This window comes from Tenacibaculum ovolyticum DSM 18103 (assembly GCF_000430545.1).
GTDB classification, from domain to species: domain Bacteria; phylum Bacteroidota; class Bacteroidia; order Flavobacteriales; family Flavobacteriaceae; genus Polaribacter; species Polaribacter ovolyticus.
Map to the genome: position 1 here is coordinate 382,457 of NZ_KE387163.1, position 17,917 is coordinate 400,373.

Annotated in this window: 14 protein-coding genes; 8 read left to right on the forward strand and 6 right to left on the reverse strand. The window is 29.7% G+C overall.

The genetic code is table 11. The annotated features are described in order from the left end of the window. The 5 genes from H518_RS0111715 to tssD form a co-directional block, all read right to left on the reverse strand. The gene (locus tag H518_RS0111715) at positions 1–600 is read right to left on the reverse strand and encodes a hypothetical protein (protein WP_028889226.1); all 600 of its coding nucleotides are present in this window, start codon (positions 598–600) and stop codon (positions 1–3) included. Beyond that, positions 591–4,814, reverse strand: a complete 4,224-nt coding sequence (locus H518_RS0111720; RefSeq protein ID WP_028889227.1) for an RHS repeat-associated core domain-containing protein — start codon at positions 4,812–4,814, stop codon at positions 591–593. The genes H518_RS0111715 and H518_RS0111720 overlap by 10 nt, the downstream gene beginning before the upstream one ends. A gap of 11 nt (positions 4,815–4,825) precedes the next feature. Further along, positions 4,826–6,181: a hypothetical protein gene (locus tag H518_RS0111725; protein WP_028889228.1), complete on the reverse strand. Its 1,356-nt coding sequence runs from the start codon at positions 6,179–6,181 to the stop codon at positions 4,826–4,828. An 8-nt stretch (positions 6,182–6,189) separates the two neighbouring features. Then, positions 6,190–7,920 (reverse strand): type VI secretion system Vgr family protein, encoded by a 1,731-nt coding sequence (locus tag H518_RS0111730; protein WP_028889229.1) that lies wholly within the window; start codon positions 7,918–7,920, stop codon positions 6,190–6,192. A gap of 745 nt (positions 7,921–8,665) precedes the next feature. Next, positions 8,666–9,064 carry a type VI secretion system tube protein TssD gene (gene tssD, locus H518_RS0111735; RefSeq protein ID WP_028889230.1) on the reverse strand — a complete coding sequence of 133 codons (399 nt, stop codon included), beginning with the start codon at positions 9,062–9,064 and terminating at the stop codon, positions 8,666–8,668. Positions 9,065–9,662: 598 nt separating this feature from the next. Between tssD and H518_RS0111740 the strand changes: the two genes are divergently transcribed. Further along, positions 9,663–10,142: a membrane protein gene (locus H518_RS0111740; protein WP_028889231.1), complete on the forward strand. Its 480-nt coding sequence runs from the start codon at positions 9,663–9,665 to the stop codon at positions 10,140–10,142. 64 nt (positions 10,143–10,206) lie between these two features. Here H518_RS0111740 and H518_RS19775 read toward each other — a convergent pair whose 3' ends face one another. Beyond that, positions 10,207–11,091 (reverse strand): LysR family transcriptional regulator, encoded by an 885-nt coding sequence (locus tag H518_RS19775; protein WP_051263757.1) that lies wholly within the window; start codon positions 11,089–11,091, stop codon positions 10,207–10,209. Positions 11,092–11,227: 136 nt separating this feature from the next. On the opposite strand from H518_RS19775, the gene H518_RS0111750 reads away from it, so the two are divergent. From H518_RS0111750 to H518_RS0111780, 7 genes are all read left to right on the forward strand, one after another. After that, the gene (locus tag H518_RS0111750) at positions 11,228–11,953 is read left to right on the forward strand and encodes an SDR family oxidoreductase (protein WP_028889232.1); all 726 of its coding nucleotides are present in this window, start codon (positions 11,228–11,230) and stop codon (positions 11,951–11,953) included. 243 nt (positions 11,954–12,196) lie between these two features. Continuing rightward, positions 12,197–13,531 carry an ankyrin repeat domain-containing protein gene (locus H518_RS0111755; protein WP_028889233.1) on the forward strand — a complete coding sequence of 445 codons (1,335 nt, stop codon included), beginning with the start codon at positions 12,197–12,199 and terminating at the stop codon, positions 13,529–13,531. A 36-nt stretch (positions 13,532–13,567) separates the two neighbouring features. Further along, positions 13,568–14,566 carry an SAM-dependent methyltransferase gene (locus tag H518_RS0111760; RefSeq protein WP_028889234.1) on the forward strand — a complete coding sequence of 333 codons (999 nt, stop codon included), beginning with the start codon at positions 13,568–13,570 and terminating at the stop codon, positions 14,564–14,566. 4 nt (positions 14,567–14,570) lie between these two features. Further along, complete coding sequence (locus tag H518_RS0111765) at positions 14,571–15,158, forward strand: alpha-ketoglutarate-dependent dioxygenase AlkB (RefSeq protein WP_028889235.1); 588 nt, start codon at positions 14,571–14,573, stop codon at positions 15,156–15,158. Between the two features lie 178 nt (positions 15,159–15,336). Then, on the forward strand, positions 15,337–16,056 hold the full coding sequence (locus tag H518_RS0111770) for an aspartyl/asparaginyl beta-hydroxylase domain-containing protein (RefSeq protein WP_028889236.1): 720 nt from the start codon (positions 15,337–15,339) through the stop codon (positions 16,054–16,056). 18 nt (positions 16,057–16,074) lie between these two features. Continuing rightward, the gene (locus H518_RS0111775; RefSeq protein WP_043706881.1) at positions 16,075–16,659 is read left to right on the forward strand and encodes an aspartyl/asparaginyl beta-hydroxylase domain-containing protein; all 585 of its coding nucleotides are present in this window, start codon (positions 16,075–16,077) and stop codon (positions 16,657–16,659) included. A 26-nt stretch (positions 16,660–16,685) separates the two neighbouring features. Further along, positions 16,686–17,909, forward strand: a complete 1,224-nt coding sequence (locus H518_RS0111780; protein WP_028889238.1) for a hypothetical protein — start codon at positions 16,686–16,688, stop codon at positions 17,907–17,909. The last annotated feature ends 8 nt before the right edge of the window (positions 17,910–17,917 follow it).

Sequence of the window (17,917 nt, forward strand, 5' to 3'; positions counted from 1 at the left end):
TTACATCTGCGCAACATTAAAATTATATTTCTCGTCTTCTCTTGGGTCTTTATATCCATCAAAATTTTCTATTTTTTCTAATTCAAATAAAAAACCAAAATTAGCCTCTGGGTATTCTAATGCCACTTTACGTTTAAAACCTTTAACATTCACTAAGTACCTTCCTTTAGAAATATTGAACCTAAATGAAGAATAAAGTGTTTCATCATCTAATGTTTCATAAGAATTATAATCTTTAGAATTATCATAATCTTTCTTGTTCCATGTATGTAAATTACTTAAAGAACCTATCCATAGATCATTATCCTCTTCTATTTCAATATTAAATCCTTTAATTTCAAATAATTCAATCCAATTATCATTAAACTTTTCATTCAGTTTAATAATATACTCTATTGAATCAATAGGCAAAATTGGTAACCAAACTCCTTCTTGGATAGATTCAATATAAGTTTCTTGGTTCTTTTGAAAATAATTTAGAATTTTTTTACTCTTATTTTTTTTGTTTTTAAAAAAAGAAACTACTTTTTTAGGTGATAATATATAAATTCCATAATCACTTATTTCTAATTTTCTCTCTTTTATATCATTTACTTGCATGGTATTTTCCCTTTTTTATGTAAATCTTGTAACTTTTCTAATCCTTCAAGTGGAGTTACGTTTTTAAGTAATTTGTTATCCGTTCCTGGTATTTTCATAAACCCTTTAGTATCCATATCTTTGTAAGCTTTCTTAGCTGCTTCAAAAAACTCATCAGATGTTCCTTTAAATTTTGATCCATGAAAAGGAATTCCTTCATCTATTAAATTCCTATGCATTTGTTTATGTAAATCTGCCGTTCCAACCCCATTATTTGGATACCATGCTATTGCATGGTTAGGAGATAAGTCAGCTATACCTAAAGATTTCGCAATACTTCTTGGCATTAAATGATGTCCCATACCAGAACCTAATAAATCTGAGTATAATCCAAATTTATCTATATAAGCATTAGAATTACGTACATAACTATACATATTCGGCATTCCTCCAGCCAACCCAATCGGATCTTGAGAAATATAACCACCTGTATCAGGATTATAATATCTAAACCTATTATAAGCTAAACCTGTTTCTTCATCGTAATATTGCCCTTGATAGAGGAATGGTATAAAATGATTATCTCCTTTACGAACATTACCATAAATATCTAGCTCTCGCTCCCAAACCTTATTTCCTTTTTCATCAAATGATAAAATAGGGGTACCTAAGTAATCAGAAATAATACTAAATGTACCTTCTGATGTAATTTTTGCAGAGGGCACAAATGTACCTTCATCAAACACCCAAGTAATTAGTTTTGTTGTTGGCTCTTCTTTATCAAAAGACAACTTACCTACATCATCGGCAATCGTTTTTGGTCTTTCTGAAATAGCATACGCAAACTCGTGTAAAAGAACGTTTCCGTCGTAAATGTAACGGTTTATTTCTTTTTTGCCAATATTTATTTTAGCTGTTCGCCTACCCAAAGCATCGTACTCAAAAACAGTAGTTTTTCCCTTAGGATCTTTTACCTGTTTTAACATACCATTGGCTTGCCAAGTGTAAAACCATTCACCATATTTCCAATGTGTTAATGGAGTATCTGGTTTTAAATTTGGTTGTGCTGCTTCATCGGTATAGCCCAAAACTCTATCGAACCAAGTATTTTTTGTTGGAGGGTTTTCTTTTTGTTCTTTTTTAAAATCTGCTAGTATTTGAACAGTATTATTCTTTGTTTTTTTAATTAGATTCCCTTCTGAATCGTACAAATATTGCCAATTTTTATCTTGTAGTAACTGCCCTCCTTTTCCGTATTTAAGCTCGTCTTTTTCTTTATTCTTGTATAAATTACCTACCTCATCAGGTAATTTATAATCATAACTATTATCTACGTATTGCGCACTAGCAAGGCTACCAAAAGCGTCGTAAGTAAATTGGGTGTTAGTGCGGCTTGTTACATCAAAAATTTGTTCTAATTGATGGTTTGGGTTCCAAGTATATCGAGTACTTCGGTAACGTTGCTTTTTACCGTGTACTTCATGGCTATTTTGCCTACCTTTCCAATCATAACCTCGGCTAGAGGTAATACCGCCTGTTACTACGCGTTCTATTTCTTGCCCTAACGGATTGTATTTTTTTTGAGCTGTATAGGCATTTCCTTCACTCTCTGCTTGGGTATTTACACACTGCCCTTGGGTATTATATTTATGCTGTATGTTAGCGCCTAAACTAGAGGTTAATGCAATACGATTACCATTTGCATTATAGGCACTTTGCATGGTATACCCTTTTTCGTTAGGCAGCCCTGTACTTTGCTTTTCTGTTACAATGCGCCCTACATTATCGCGCTCTAAACTTACGGCGCTATTTTGGTTTCGGGCTTCTATTAATTGTCCGTTTTTATTATAAGAAAAGGTTTCCCAAGTGCCATCGCTATACTCAGTACGAGTTATTTGTCCTAAGGCATTGTATTCGTATTCGGTAAATTGATTGTTAGGGCGTTCTACTTTTATTACTTTACCAGCACGGTCTCTTCTATAAGTACGTTGCAATGCATCAAAACCTGTTTCGGTAATTATTTCGCCATTTTTATTGCGTTTAAAACTATAAGTTTCGTTGTGTTCGTTTTTAATACTTTTTAACTGCTCCATTTTGTCGTAGCTAAAAAATACTTTGGTACCATTTTCTTGACGCATTTTTAAGCTCCCCATTGGGGTATATTCAAAATCTACCTTTGTTTTATTATTAAAAGCTTGTAATACCTCGTTATAGGCATTGTATTTTAATTGAGTTTCTTCTTGCCCAATATTTTCTACACGTATTACACGTCCTAAATTATCATAACCAAAATTTTGTTGTATGTGTCCGTTTGCAGTAATATTTAATACTTGTCCTCTACGATTATAAGCCCAACTTGTTATGTTACCGTCTTGGTCGGTAAAGGTTTCTAAACTGTATTGTTTATCGTATTTTAAATTACTTTTTTGGTCGTTGTTTTTTACTTCGCTAACAAGTTGCTTGTTGTTGTAAGTAAAAACAGTCATACTATTGTCTGGCTCTACAATACTATTTACTAAATGCGGAGCTTCTTTTTTATAGGTATAATTACGTTTGTTACCTTCAGGATCTATAGTTATTACTAACCGTCCTTCTTCATTATACATGTATTGTGAGGCTGCTCCGTTTGGATACACGACACTTGTTTGGTTACCTTGTTCGTCATAAGTATATCCGGTAACATTACCTTCTTGGTCTATATCTCTATAAACTTCCATAAACTCGGTATACTCAGTATACTCACTATCTCCTTCACCGTTTTTAATTTCGGTAACCAAGCCTTCGGGTGTATAATAGTAATAGGTTACAATGCCATTTGCATCTGTAATTTTATTATAACCTTCGTCAGTGTGGTATTCCATCCAACCTTCTTGCCAACCATTATCTCCCCATGTATGTATACATTTTGCTGCGGTACCTTCTCCTTCATATTCCCAATAAAAGGCTTGTCCGTTACGGTCTACTTTTTTAATCATTAAATGATCTTGGTATTCCATAATGGTTTGCTGCTCTAAAGCATCAGCAATACCAATCATATTACCCAAAGCATCGTATTGGTAAGCTACTAAAAGTTCTTTGCCGGCATTTTTATTTAAATAAATATTACTTACAAAGCCTTCTGTAGTATATTCTAATGTTAATTCTCTATTTGATGCATCAATAATTTGAGTTAATTGATGGTGTTTAAAAATAAATTGGGTTTTAAAACCTCTTAAATCTTCAATTTTAGTCAGTTTATATAAGGTTTGTTCCTCTTTAACTGTTTTATGCTCGAAATAATAATGTAATTCTTCGGTATGTGAATAAGCTACAAAATGTCCTTTTAATGTTCTGGTTAGGGTAGTTTTTTCTTGACGCATGTAGTACGACTCTCCTAAATCTAATAACGGAAAGGCTAACATTCTTCCGTCATCAAATCGTAATCCGACCGCTTCTTCTTCAGGAAAAATTTGTACTGCTCTATCGTATTTACAGTGCACACCATGCCCTAGTATACCTACGTAATCGGAATCGGAATCCCATGTGCGTTCCCAGGCAAATGGTATAGGACTTGGTAATTCAAAATCTAATCCGTCATACACAACTGCTCCTGTAACTAAATTAATTGGTTCGAAACCTAATTTACACAGCCATTTGCTCATTTTATTAGAGCCATTTCCTATTTTTTTTGCTAGTTTATTTAACAGCTTACCTGCATAACGCATAATAGCGCCAAAACCAAAACTCATTGCTAGCCCCATAACCATACCCATCATATCTGGGCCATAAGGTGCGCCAACAATAACAGGTTTTCCTGTTGGGATAGGTAAAGAATATGAAGTGGGTGCAAATATAGTAGGTACTAATTTTGTAAATTTCTTTTTTCCTGGTTGTATTGATAATGGTATTCCTACATCATTACAACTCATTACCATATATCCTTTTGGACTTAAACGGGTACCATCAGCTTTTACGGTTTCACTGGCAAAAAAATTCATGCTTTCGTGCCCAATAATAGGTGCTGCTGCAAATGGCCCTACGATAGGTATATGAAATAATGTAGCTAAAACGCCACTGGTGTCTGAGACCCCTCTTTTAGATCCGTTAATGTTTACAGTAGCTCCTATAAACGGAATATAATCCATAGGATCCATTACAACTCCTATAAACGGTTGAAACGGATTAAAGGGCGGTAAGGTTGTAAAATGTATATCTATACCTACAATAGGTGTAAAATGATTGTCTGCTAGTAACATAGTTTTCGGGGTTATGACACAAGTTCTTTGTTTTTTATTTGCTTTCTTAAATTAATTACTTGTGTTTCCCAAGTATCACCAAATAAAAACGACAAACGTGTGTTTATTACTGTTAGTTCCTTTTTAATTTCAATTGTTTCCTTTTCTTCTCTTAAGGTATTAACATAATGACTTGCGATATAAGCAAACTCAGTAGTTTTTAATAATTCATCATCAATCGCATAACCTCTTTTAAAAGCTATAGGAATTGTATCTTCTACGGCACTCATCATACGACTTTGCTCTGCTAGTAATAGTGCGTTTTTATAAGCAGTTATCATTACCAGTTTTTCATCATTTTCATTGGCAAGTGTAGCTTGCTTTATAAACCATTCTAAAGCTGCTTCTTTTTTATTTATAAAACTATAGTAAGCTGCTTTGTAGCTATATAATTGTAAGGTAACGCCTAATAGAGCTTTATCGTTTGGGTCTTTTTGCCCTATTCGTATACCTTTATCTAATAAGTTAATAATACGATCGGTATCTCTAAATCCAAATAAATAGCCTGCATAAATTACATGTGCCGATGCCCAAAAAGGTAAATTTGTGGTTTGTTTTGTAATATTCAGCCCTTTTTCTCCCCAAGAAATTAGTTCCTCTTTTTCTTGATTTCCTGCTGCCTCTCCCATTTTTATCATGCACTTTCTAAAAGCAACTTGTGGATCGTTAGGGTTTCCTTGGGTCATTAAATTAGTATAAGCTCCCTGTATATCTTGATTTTTTAGACGGAGGGTTTGCTTTTCAAAAAAAGCATCTTCGTTACTAAATATCTCTTCAAAAAAGGCCTCTTTTTTATAATCTACCACCACAAGGCCTATGTTTTTAGGTAATTGTGCTATTAAACTACAAATCCAACTACATAAAGCATCATAATCTGCTACTTTTCTTGGATGTATGCCTATATACATATTGTTTTCTTTACCCTCGTAGTTTTTAAATTGCTTTAATAACTTTACAAAAAATGTAGTTGCTTGTACGGTATTATCACCATCTATCTTGTTAAACTCTGTTTGTAAATTTTCATATGCTGGCCATTGTAATTCAGGGTATTTTTCTGTATCTTTTTTATAGGCGGTTAACCAATCGTTGGCTACTTGGTACGAAAAGGAGTCTTCAGAATCAAAATCGGTAAGCATTACTACAATTGTTTCGTCTATTTTACCGTAAGGTGACGATTCTAATTTATAAAATCCATTAATCAACGGTACGTCTTGCTCATCAACCATCCACCGTACAAATTGTGCCTTTGGTTTTAATGGTCTTTGTTGCATCCAAAAACTTTGAAGGTAATTAATGCGCTGTGCTATAGGATTGTGCTCATTACTCATAAAAACATCTAGTTTAAATTAACAATAGTTCCTTTTACATTGGTCATTAACTTTCCTTCAATATCTACTGTCATTTTAGCAGTTATTTCTGTTGTATCTGAATTTGCTGTTATTTTTGGTGATTGAATATCAACTAAAGTATCACTCGTTTCTTTAATGCTATTTGTACCAACAATGGTTACTTCTTTACTTTCTATATGTACTTTGTCTTTTCCTAAAAGTGTAATTTCTGCTGCATCTAATAAAATACTTTTTGGTGCAGATATAGTAATAGTTTCGTCACCATTTAACGTTATGGTATTTCCACTAGGATCGCTTACTGTTATTTTTCCATCTCCTTCATTATCATCTATTGTTATAGTTGCGCCACTTCGTGTAGTAAGGCTTTTTGTTTTATTAGCTTCACTACCTCCTGCACCTGTAGTTCCGTTAAACATACTTCCCATTACAAAAGGTCTGTTTGGGTCGCTGTAACGAAAACCAATCATAACTTGGTCTCCTACTTCTGGAACAAATACAAATCCTCGGTTTGTTCCTACTAAATCACTTTTTCCTGCATCTGGTGTCATTACTCGAAGCCAAGATGTTTTCATTTGATTTTTTTGCCATTGAAATTGCACTTGTACGCGCCCTTTACTTTTTGGGTCTTCATTAGATAATACTGTTGCAATTTGTGGTTGTGCAATAGGTAATGCAACCTCTGGGGCTGGTAATACTTCTACTCCCGATGATATAGCTTCAAAAGTGTTACTATACATACCTTGAGAGGTAGCTGTGTGCGTTATACCAATAATCATATACTCGCCATAGCTTTTTACATCATAATTCTTTTTATCATATTTAGCTGAACTAACCTTTATAACACTACCAATACCTAATCCTTGTTTTTTACTATGTGCTGTAAGTGTACTTAATGATGCTACAGCTTCTGTTTGTGCCTTTTTCATTTGCGTATCTATTTGACTTTTGTCTGATACACGAGCAGATGAAATATTATTAGGTACTATTTTAAAGATTTCACCTGAAACATTAAAGGAATGTAATCCCAATTCATTAAGTCCTCCAAGAACATCATCTTTAGATTTCACCTCACTTTTTGCATCATCTAAAGCGTTGTATGAAAACATATTTGCTTTATTAGGTACTGCTTTAATAGCAATCTTTACATTTGATAAATCACTACCATACTCTACCTTTATTGGACTTGATGGTGATGGTTTACCAAAAACAAGTTTAAGTCCGTCGTAATACAAGAATTCACCATATTGTTTTGCCAATCTTTGAATAAATTGATAGTGTGTTTCATTATACTGTGATTGGTATTCTATTGCTGTTTTAAATTCAGGTGAAATATCAGCATCCACTCCAGCTGCATCAACAGTATCTGTAATAATATTTGTTAGTGTTTTATCTAACCAAGAATGCATATGTTTACCTGATTCTAGTAATATAGTTTTAGAGTAACCACTTACTATTAATTCACCACTATGACCATTTTCATGGTTTAGCGCTATATCTGTTGCTATACCTATGAATTCTTTTTCTTCAAAAGAAATAATTACAGGTTTACCAAGCCAATCTTTAGATTTATCTATAGTATGACCACCAACTTCTTCTATTGCTTCTTGGTCTAAAATAATTTTAAAAAAATGATGGTTATTTATGTGCTGTACAAGGTTTGCACTTTTAAAAACATCTATTTGTTTATTATCTATAATTACTCTTGTTTTTACTTCCATTTTTCTTTTTTCTTTTTAATAGTTTTAAAAACTAAATATCTTTTCTTTTTTCAGTTTATTTTTTACTTAAAGTAATATCCTTAAAATTATACATTATTAAAAAAAAGCAGATTTATATATGTACTTCAATAACAAAACATTGTTTTACTATTGCATCATATATAAAAAATGTAATAAGATAAAACACAAAATAAGACTTGCTACAGCAATATTATAGTGCTTCATTTAAATGTGAAGAAATAAAAAGATCTACTAAGAATAATACAAAACAATGATATTATCAACTATTTTGTTTTCATCTTTATTTTTAATTAACTGATTATAGACTACAGTTAAATATAAGGATTAAGCAATGTTTTTTTCTAATATAAACACAAATACATGTTTATTTCATCACTCATTCTTGTGAGTATTTTATATTCTTTTTCTTATACATATTTTTACAATAAATTTTTGCTTTTTCTTTTTTTTAATTTCAACTAAAGGTATGAAAAATAATTAAATACAGATTGTATAAAATCTAAAATAATTTCAATTAAACTAAATATTGTATTTAGTTTTTTTATACAGTTTTCCTTACGTATAATAAAATTACATACGTATAACAGTCTTATAAATTAAATGAAATTTACTTTTTTTACAGGCTTCTATTCTTAGTCAAAAACACACCTGATTATAGCAGTATACTAACAAGTAGTAATAAAGAGCAAACCCATAAGATTTGCTCTTTTTTATAAAATAATATTTATGCTACTGGCCAACGGTTGTCGATAGCTGCATTACCAATAGTCATTTCTTCTGCCGATACAGTGAAATTAATAGTCATTGGTACGTCTCCGTTTACGTTTAAAGTTTCTTTATAATATACGATATACGCATTTTTAAATTCAACTTCTTTCATTTTTGAATCTTCTTCAGACTTCTTAAAAATGATTTTTCCTTCAATAGCTTTAAATTGGCTATTTAACATCGCTTCAATTACAGATGAATCTGCTGTAGACTCTATTGTTACATTGATTCTTCCTCCGTAAACATTAGATGCAATTTTACCTTTCTTATCAGTATCTCTACTAAAAGCGTATTCTGTTGCTAATACGTCAAATTCTTTTCCTCCTAATTCTAGTGATGCTCTAAATGATCCCATAATGTTTGTTCTTTTTAATTATTAATTTTTAAATTTCCTTTTTTGCTTTATGCATAGCGTAACTAGTATTATACAAACATAAAACTAACTCCATACAACAATAGATAATTTTCTAAACTAAAAAAATAAACGTGTTTCACTGGGAGAAAATCCCGAATAGGTATACTTCATTATACAGATTAGGATAATCTATATAGATACAAGTATGACAGTTTATTTTACAAAGAAGAAGAAAATTCTAAATTGTCATTTGTGCTGTAAATATAATCACTTTTTCTTTATAAAAAAATAAATTTGTATTTTTTTTATATTATTACCTAATTCCTTTCAAAAACCTTGTTTACAACTTATTATCTTATTACAACACTATTTTTAAGTATTGGTATGATTAAAATGTAGTTTTTTAACTGCTATTTAGTTTACATATAAAAATGTGCCTTACTCCACAATTTCTTGCATATTTAGCTTATAAAACATCAAATAATGTTCTCTATAAATTAAAATAAAACACATTACTAGTGTATGATTTTAATTATTTTTGATATTCATAAATTCCCTCTCTATTTCTACACAAGAGGCTTCTAAAAATAGAAAAAAAATGGAAAAGTTCACTTTTGCTAGAGTAATACATATAATTGCTGTTATATTATGGATTGGTGGAGTATCTATGGTTACTACAGTTATCATTCCTGCTATTAAAAAACTAAAATCAAAAGAAGATCAAATAAATACCTTTGAACAAATAGAAGGAAGATTTGCTACACAGGCTAAAATAACAACATTACTAACTGCTTTAACGGGCTTTTACATGCTTTACGAACTTAATGCCTGGGACAGATACTTTGATTATAGGTTTTGGTGGATACACGCAATGACTTTAGTTTGGATACTGTTTACATTAGTTTTGTATATTTTAGAGCCTTTTGTGTTGCATAAATTATTTAAAAAATATGCTAAAAAGAATCCTGAAAAAACATTTTCATTTATGCACAGAGCTCATTGGGTATTACTTATACTAAGTTTAATAACCACCGCAGGAGCTGTTGCTGGGAGTCATGGGTGGTTTCTAATTAAGTAAACTAAATTTACTTAATAAAAAAAAGGTTAGTAAAGTAAAAGTTAACATACTCTTACTCTAAAATTTATAAATTAGCTTTCAAATAATATCCAAAATCTTCAAATTTATTCACTTTTAATTCATTCTTTGAAAAGTATTCAATAATTTTTAAAATCGCAGGGTTTCTTAAACTCTTTCTCGGATATGATAAACCAACTTCTCTAAAATATTTTGGTCCTTTAAATTTCTTCACTTCAAAACCATACCAACCATCAACAAATGCTTTAGGTAAAAAAGTAACTCCTAAACCAGCCATAAGCATTGTTAAGGTTTCTGTTTTTGAAGAACAATTAGCAACTGTTATCATTTTATTAGTTTCATTGTTCAAAATAGACAAACACTGTTGATGTGCTTCACATGGTGGACAATGAATAAAGGTTTCTTTTTCTAAATCTTTTAAAGTAACAACTTCTTTATTTAGTAAATGATGTCCGTTTGGAATACATAGTACATAATCTTCTTTCCAAAGCGGTAAAAACAAATCTTCTTCATTCTTCCATTCTCTAACCAATAGATTTATTTCATTTTCTCTCCCAATCCCGTTTGTCGTCCATGCTATAGATTCACATAAATCAGATGCTGTTCTAAAAAATTGCTGCTTATGTTCTTGTGGCAAACCATCAGCCACACCTATTTTAATTTTATTTTTAAATTCTTGCTCATTAAAAATACTATTTAAAGAATTTAACTCCCCTACCAAACGCTTAGCAATTGGGTATAAGTAATGTGCTTCTGTTTTTAATTCAACACCTTTTTTATGACGCTCAAAAAGTACTTGACCTAATTCTTCTTCTAATTGCTTTATTCCATTAGAAATATTTGGTTGCGACACAAAACATTGCTTTGCTGCTCGTGTTAAATTTTTCTGTTCATAAACAGCTATAAAAAATTTCAATAATCTCCCATCCATAATTAAAAGTTATGATTAACATAAAAAAATAGTATTTCCATTAATCCAATCAACACTATAAATTTGCATTAACAAATGTAGTCAAAGGAATTACAATAAAAATATCATTTAAATTAACTATAACAAAAAAACATAAATGTTAAATAAAAAATTGATTATTATTACAGGAGCAAGTTCTGGAATAGGTGAAGCTACCGCTAAATTATTATCTAAAAAAGGGCATCCTCTTTTATTGTTAGCTAGACGTATAGACATAATTAAAGCATTTAATTTACCTAATGTTTTATGCGAAAAAGTTGATGTTACAGATATTAATGCAATTAAGAATGCCGTTATTAAGGCAGAAACACAATTTGGAGATGCGGATTGTATAATCAACAATGCAGGTTTAATGCTTTTAGGAGATATAGCAACACAAGATCCTTTGGAGTGGAAAAAAATGTTTGATGTAAATATTCTAGGCTTATTAAATGGTATGCAAGTTGTACTACCGAAGATGAAAGCAAACCAAAGCGGAACAATTATTAATATAAGTTCTATTGCTGGAAGAAAAACATTCCCTAATCATGCTGCATATTGCGGAACAAAATTTGGAGTACATGCTATAACAGAAAACGCGCGTGAAGAAGCAGCTTCTGCAAATGTTCGAATGGTAACTATTGCGCCTGGTGCTGTAGAAACAGAATTGTTATCACATACAACTTCAAACGAAATTAAAAATGGTTATGAAGCTTGGAAAAATGATATGGGAGGTGTATTAAACCCAAATGATATTGCTAATGCAATATGGTATGCTTATAATCAACCACAAGGTGTAAACATTAGAGAAATTGTTATTGCTGCAACTAAACAACAACCATAAATTTAATATAACCTAGCGGCTAAAGCCAATATTTATTTTCTTTATAAAATAAATATTGGCTTTTACTGTATTTAACTTTTCCTCTTTCTTTTGTTCTTTCTAAATTATACTTTACATTTATAAAATGTAAAATTTTAGCTATCGTATAATTATAAATCTTAGTTAAGTTTTAAATACATTTAATCCCTTATTTCTTGATATATAATGGGTCTAAATTATCTCTTTATTTAAAAAAATAAAAGCATGATCGAAAATAGCATTGATGTTTTCAAAGCAATACTAAATGGTGATATTACAAAAATTAAACAAGCGCTCATTAATGGAGAAAATGTAAATATAACAAGAGTCATTGATGCCAATCAATCTATGCTTCATTATGCTACGAATGATAAAAATACTGAACTTATTAAATTACTTATTGAGCATAAAATTAATATTAACATAAAAGATAAATACGGAACAACCGCACTTCATAAGGCTGCTAAGAAAGGGTTTATCTCTATAGTAAAATTATTAATTGATAATGGAGCTCTGGTAGACATACAAAACATACAAAAAGCAACTCCTTTCAACGAAGCTATTTATTATAATGAAATTGAATGTGCTGAATTCTTATTGAAAAATGGTGCTAATATTGATAATAAATACGACTCAAATTATGTTAAAGGAATCACTTCCCTTCTATTTGCTGTTGAAGATAGTTTTGATTATTCAAAAAAATTGGTTGAATTCCTTACAGCGAACGGAGCTAAGCCTGATATAAAAGATAGTAAAGATAATTTACTTTTAACAAGTGCAGTTGAACAGAATACATTAACAGATGAACTAGTTAAAGCTACTTCAAACATAAATATTCAAGATAAAGATGGTAAAACAGTACTTCATCATGCTGCTGCTTCAGATAGTATAAATCCTTTAAAAAAATTAGTTAAACACGATAGTCTAGACTTTAAAATTTTAGATAAAGATGGTAAAGTTCCATTATACTATTCAATAAATGAAGCTAGAGCTGCTTTCTTTATAAAAAATGGTGCTCCTTATAATAAAACTAAAGAATATGATGATTTATTTTGGAGTTTATATGGTGAACAACATATTGATTTAGAAAAGTTAAATAAGTTAATTGACTCAGGTGAAGAAGAAAAATTTGAAATACCTAAATTAATAAATCAGTTAAAAAAGGCTATAAAAGATTTTGCAAAGAAGCATCAAAATGAAACATTTTATATTTTAACTATAGAAGGAGACTCAATATCTTTAAATTCGAAAGAAGCGTTTAAAAAAACGTTAAAAGAATATCAAAACAAATATCCTGAATTTTATAATGAAAAAGATGCCATTGATAATTTAAAATTCAATACCGGAGATTTTAAGTATCAAGGGTTTTGTTTTCTTCAAGATGGTTTTATTCATCATTATTATGAAGAACATTGTAGCTTATCTAATGAAGATCAAAACACGAGTGATTATAATCTTGCGATGAAAACTTTATTAAAAGAACTACAAGATAAAGATACTCTTAAACCTTTAAAAGTATCTAACAATTTTAAAGCTATTCAAGTAGCACATACATATTAAAAAATAGTTTTTCAGAAATAATTAATCTATAATAGCATGAGTAATAAACAAATAATTGCTGAAATAAAAGAAATAACACTATCGTTATTAGAACCATCACTTGAACAAGAAAAAATAGAAAAAGGATTAAACGATATTCATCTTCATTTTCAAAAACTTACAGAAATTACTGGTTTTGATACTAAAATTGAACATTTAGCAGCTATTCCTTCTTCTAAAGGAAAAGCTTTAGGCTTAAATCATGCAGCACAGTGTTTATTAGATTATAAGAGAACTGTTAAGTTTTTAAATGCTGTTATATTAGCTATTAAAGAAAAACAAAAAGAATGTCCTAATGAAGTTATCCATTTTTTTTATGCAGGCTGTGGCCCTTATGCTCCTTTTATAACTTTAATAGCACCTCATTTTTCTCCTGAAGAAATACAATTTACTTTATTAGAAATAAATAAAGCATCACTTGAATCTGCTAAAAAATTAATTCATTCATTAAACTTAACCACATACATTCAAGAATTTCATTTAGCAGATGCGGTAACATTTAAAGTTCCAAAAGCTACTAAATTTCATATTCTTTTTAGTGAAACCCTTGATGCGTTACTTTATAGAGAAAGTTATGTTCCTATACTTTACAACTTACTTCCTCAATTTAATAAAGAGGTTACCTTAATTCCAAAAAATGTACTTATAAACATGAGTTTATCAAATCAACCTGAAACAAATTCAAACTATCAAGAACATAATACAACGACTATTTTAAATGTAAGAGAATCAATATCATTACATAAAAAAGAGCAACCTATCCCGTTACAATTACCTGATAAAAAAATAGATTTAAGCTCATTAGATATGAGTAAATATGATAGTATGATATTAGATACACAAGTTCATGTTTATAATAACATTTGGCTAAACAGAAATGAATCTTCCTTAACACTTCCTCTAAAAATGACTTTAGAACAACCTTTTAAAAATAAAACTATCCTTTTTACCTACTTTATAGAACCCAACATAGAGTTAAAATGTAAATTAGAATAAATACATGAAACTACCTTTAGATTGCACAGTTGAATATATTCAAGAATTTTTAACAAAAAATGAAGCTAACACGCTTTATAGTGTACTAATAAATGAATATAAAATACATGAAGAACAACTTATTCTTAAAATTAATGGAGAAACATTTGTTACAGATAGTTTTAAAATACTATTTACAACAAAAAAATTAATAGATCTTAATAGTCATCCAGAAAGTGTACACGGAAAAGCGTTTGAATGGTCAGGCTTTATGGCAAAGTTAAAAAAACGTGTAGAAGATCTTACAAGAAAAAACTTTGATCTTGCTATGTGCTTGTATTACCCTAATGGAAATTATTTTGCCCCTTATCATTTTGATCAACAAACTTCTGGGTACAAAACTGTTTTACCATCTGTTAGTTTAGGGGAAGTACGTGAATTTAGTTTCAAAAAAAATGATACTGAAAAAACTTATTCTCTAGATTTAGCTAACGGAAGTTTATTAATTATGAAAGATTATTCACAAGAAAGATACACTCATAGCTTACTTAAAAACCCTTCTTATAAAAATGGTAGAATTAATATAACCTTTAGAGAAGCTGATTTTAAATAAAAAAACTTTTTATAGATTGTAAATTCCAATTATGTATAAAATTTTGCTATTTTAGTAGTTAACCAAGCGCTTTTATTGTTTTTATGAAAAATACTATTTCTTACAATTAATTATTTTGTGAAAATTATATAAATCACACAAAATTGCTTGAATAACTCTTAAAATTTTAAGATTACTAATGCAAAATCATACAAAATTTCTAAAACTCCCTTTTCAATTTAACACAAAAAAATTGATAAGTGATTTATCGCTAATTCTTGATAAAAACTGGGTTTCTCATTTTAACACCGATGGCTATAATGGCGACTGGAAAGCTATTTCTTTATATGCTCATAACGGTGAAGAGTCTAATATATTTGCCTTACCTACAGCCACTTCAATAATATCAGAAACCTCAATTCTTAAAAAATGCCACTATTTTAAAGAGGTTATAAATTCTTTTAAATGCACTATACTAACAGCACGTATTTTACGGCTTAATGTTGGTGCAGAAATTAAACCTCATAGAGATTATGAATTAGGCTACGAAGACGGTAATTTCCGTTTACACATACCAATTATTACCAATTCTGGTGTTCAATTTATTTTAGATAATAACGAGTTAACAATGTTACCTGGTGAATGCTGGTACACCAATGTAAACTACGTGCATTCTGTTAAAAATATAGGAAAAGAAGATCGTATTCATTTAGTAATAGATTTAATTAGAAACGAATGGACAGATGAGCTGTTCTTCTCTTTAGCACCTAAAGAAAGTTTTAAAGCTATACCCAAAGAAAATGATTCTCCTGAAACTATTAGACAAATTATTAACGAATTAAAACGTAGTGAAGAACCTGCTGCAAAACAATTGATTAATGAACTACAATATAAATTAGATAATCTAAACATTATTTAAACGGTAATTATAAAAAATATGGAGACAAAGCAACATTTTAAAGACAGAATACAATTACCTTTTAAGTTTGATGTAGAAAAAATGCTTAAAGAAGCAAATGCTTTTAAACAAGAAAATTACGAGTACTATAAAGTTATTTCATTGCGTGCACCTGCACATTTGGTTGACAAATCACTTCCTTTTCCACCTCCAGCAGTTGATTATGCTGATGGTTCATGGACAGATTGGATGAATACTCCCAATTTAGAAAAATCACCTTATTTAAAAAGTATTGTTAACCAATTTAGTGAATATACTACTGTAAATTTGGTGAGGTTATTATTTTTAGCTCCAGACTCTGTAGTAAAAGAACATAAAGACCCTACTTTAGCTCTAGAGGAAGAGAAATCGATGATTCGTCTTACTATTCCTATTGATAATAATAACGGTGTTGAGTTCTTTTTAAATAATAAATTGGTAGATATGAAAGTGGGAGAATGTTGGTATTTACGTTTGTCTGATTCACATCGTGTTATTAATGAAGGAACTACTGATCGTATTAATTTAACGATAGACGTTATACCTAATGATAAAATTATTGAAATGATTAACAATGCTCGTTAAAAACACGAACATTTATAATTTAATATATGAAAGGAAAAACACCTTCATTAATGTTTTTGCAAAAACATTCTAAAATTGGATTAGCATACTTTCTTATAATTGCTTTTTTAGGGGTGTTGCTTCGTTTTTTTTCAATAATAGATTTACCTATAAACTATCGTTTTACTGTACACGCACATTCTCATGTTGCTTTGTTAGGTTGGATTTATACCGCCTTAACTACACTTATTTTTAAAATGTATTTAAGTAAAACAAATGTTTCTATTAAATACAAACGATTGTTTTGGGCTACGCAACTTACCATTGTTGGTATGCTAATTAGTTTTCCTTTTACAGGGTATGCGCTATTTTCTATTGTATTCTCTACGCTTTTTTTAATAGCTTCTTATTTTTTAGCAAATTTGGTTTTTAAATACACTCCAATAACTTATAAACAAACAAACTCTTATAAATGTATTCGTATTGCATTGTGGTACATGATTATTTCGAGTATTGGCCCTTGGGCTTTAGGTATTATTATAAAAACGGTAGGAAATGGTTCTGATTTATATAGAAATGCTATTTATTTTTATCTTCATTTTCAATACAATGGCTGGTTTATTTTAGCATTATTAGGCGTTTTTCTATATATTTTAGAGCAACAAAAAATTACACTTACGAATAAAACATTTCAATCCTTATTTTGGTTGCTAAATAGTGGGGTTATTTTAACTTTCGGTATTTCTTTACTTTGGATGAAACCTACTATTATCGTTTTTATTCTTTCTGGTTTGGGAGCTATGTTGCAGCTCGTTGCTTTTTATATTCTATTAAAGGAATTGCATTTTTTTAAAGAGCAATTAATTACCATTTTTTCTAAATTTTATTTTCATTTATTAAAAGTTATTGGGTTATTATTTTTCTTAAAATTGGTATTTCAAATAATTGGGTCAACTCCCTATTTTGCAAGAGCAATTTCATCAAATGTCGATTTAATTATAGGGTATTTACATTGGACATTTTTAGGAGTAGTTAGTATTGCTCTTTTACTTTTTTTACATCAATTTAAATTAATAAAACTATCCAAAAAGAGTGTTTTAGTTTATTTAATAGGTTTTATTTTAACTGAACTCTTTATTTTTTATAAAGGAATAATTGTTTGGACCAACCTTTCTTTAATTAATAACTATTTTGAATATTTAGTAATTGTAAGTTGTATTCTTTTAATCGGAATTTTTAATCTTTTTATAAATCAGTTTAAAAGAAAATAATTAGGATT

Coding starts and splice junctions, on each gene's coding strand:
- H518_RS0111765 (WP_028889235.1), top strand. CDS start 14,571: ATGAAACTACCTTTAGATTGCACAGTTGAATATATTCAAGAATTTTTA.
- H518_RS0111750 (WP_028889232.1), top strand. CDS start 11,228: ATGTTAAATAAAAAATTGATTATTATTACAGGAGCAAGTTCTGGAATA.
- H518_RS0111755 (WP_028889233.1), top strand. CDS start 12,197: ATGATCGAAAATAGCATTGATGTTTTCAAAGCAATACTAAATGGTGAT.
- H518_RS0111770 (WP_028889236.1), top strand. CDS start 15,337: ATGCAAAATCATACAAAATTTCTAAAACTCCCTTTTCAATTTAACACA.
- H518_RS0111725 (WP_028889228.1), bottom strand. CDS start 6,181: ATGAGTAATGAGCACAATCCTATAGCACAGCGCATTAATTACCTTCAA.
- H518_RS0111740 (WP_028889231.1), top strand. CDS start 9,663: ATGGAAAAGTTCACTTTTGCTAGAGTAATACATATAATTGCTGTTATA.
- H518_RS0111720 (WP_028889227.1), bottom strand. CDS start 4,814: ATGTTACTAGCAGACAATCATTTTACACCTATTGTAGGTATAGATATA.
- H518_RS0111775 (WP_043706881.1), top strand. CDS start 16,075: ATGGAGACAAAGCAACATTTTAAAGACAGAATACAATTACCTTTTAAG.
- H518_RS0111730 (WP_028889229.1), bottom strand. CDS start 7,920: ATGGAAGTAAAAACAAGAGTAATTATAGATAATAAACAAATAGATGTT.
- H518_RS19775 (WP_051263757.1), bottom strand. CDS start 11,091: ATGGATGGGAGATTATTGAAATTTTTTATAGCTGTTTATGAACAGAAA.
- tssD (WP_028889230.1), bottom strand. CDS start 9,064: ATGGGATCATTTAGAGCATCACTAGAATTAGGAGGAAAAGAATTTGAC.
- H518_RS0111715 (WP_028889226.1), bottom strand. CDS start 600: ATGCAAGTAAATGATATAAAAGAGAGAAAATTAGAAATAAGTGATTAT.
- H518_RS0111760 (WP_028889234.1), top strand. CDS start 13,568: ATGAGTAATAAACAAATAATTGCTGAAATAAAAGAAATAACACTATCG.
- H518_RS0111780 (WP_028889238.1), top strand. CDS start 16,686: ATGAAAGGAAAAACACCTTCATTAATGTTTTTGCAAAAACATTCTAAA.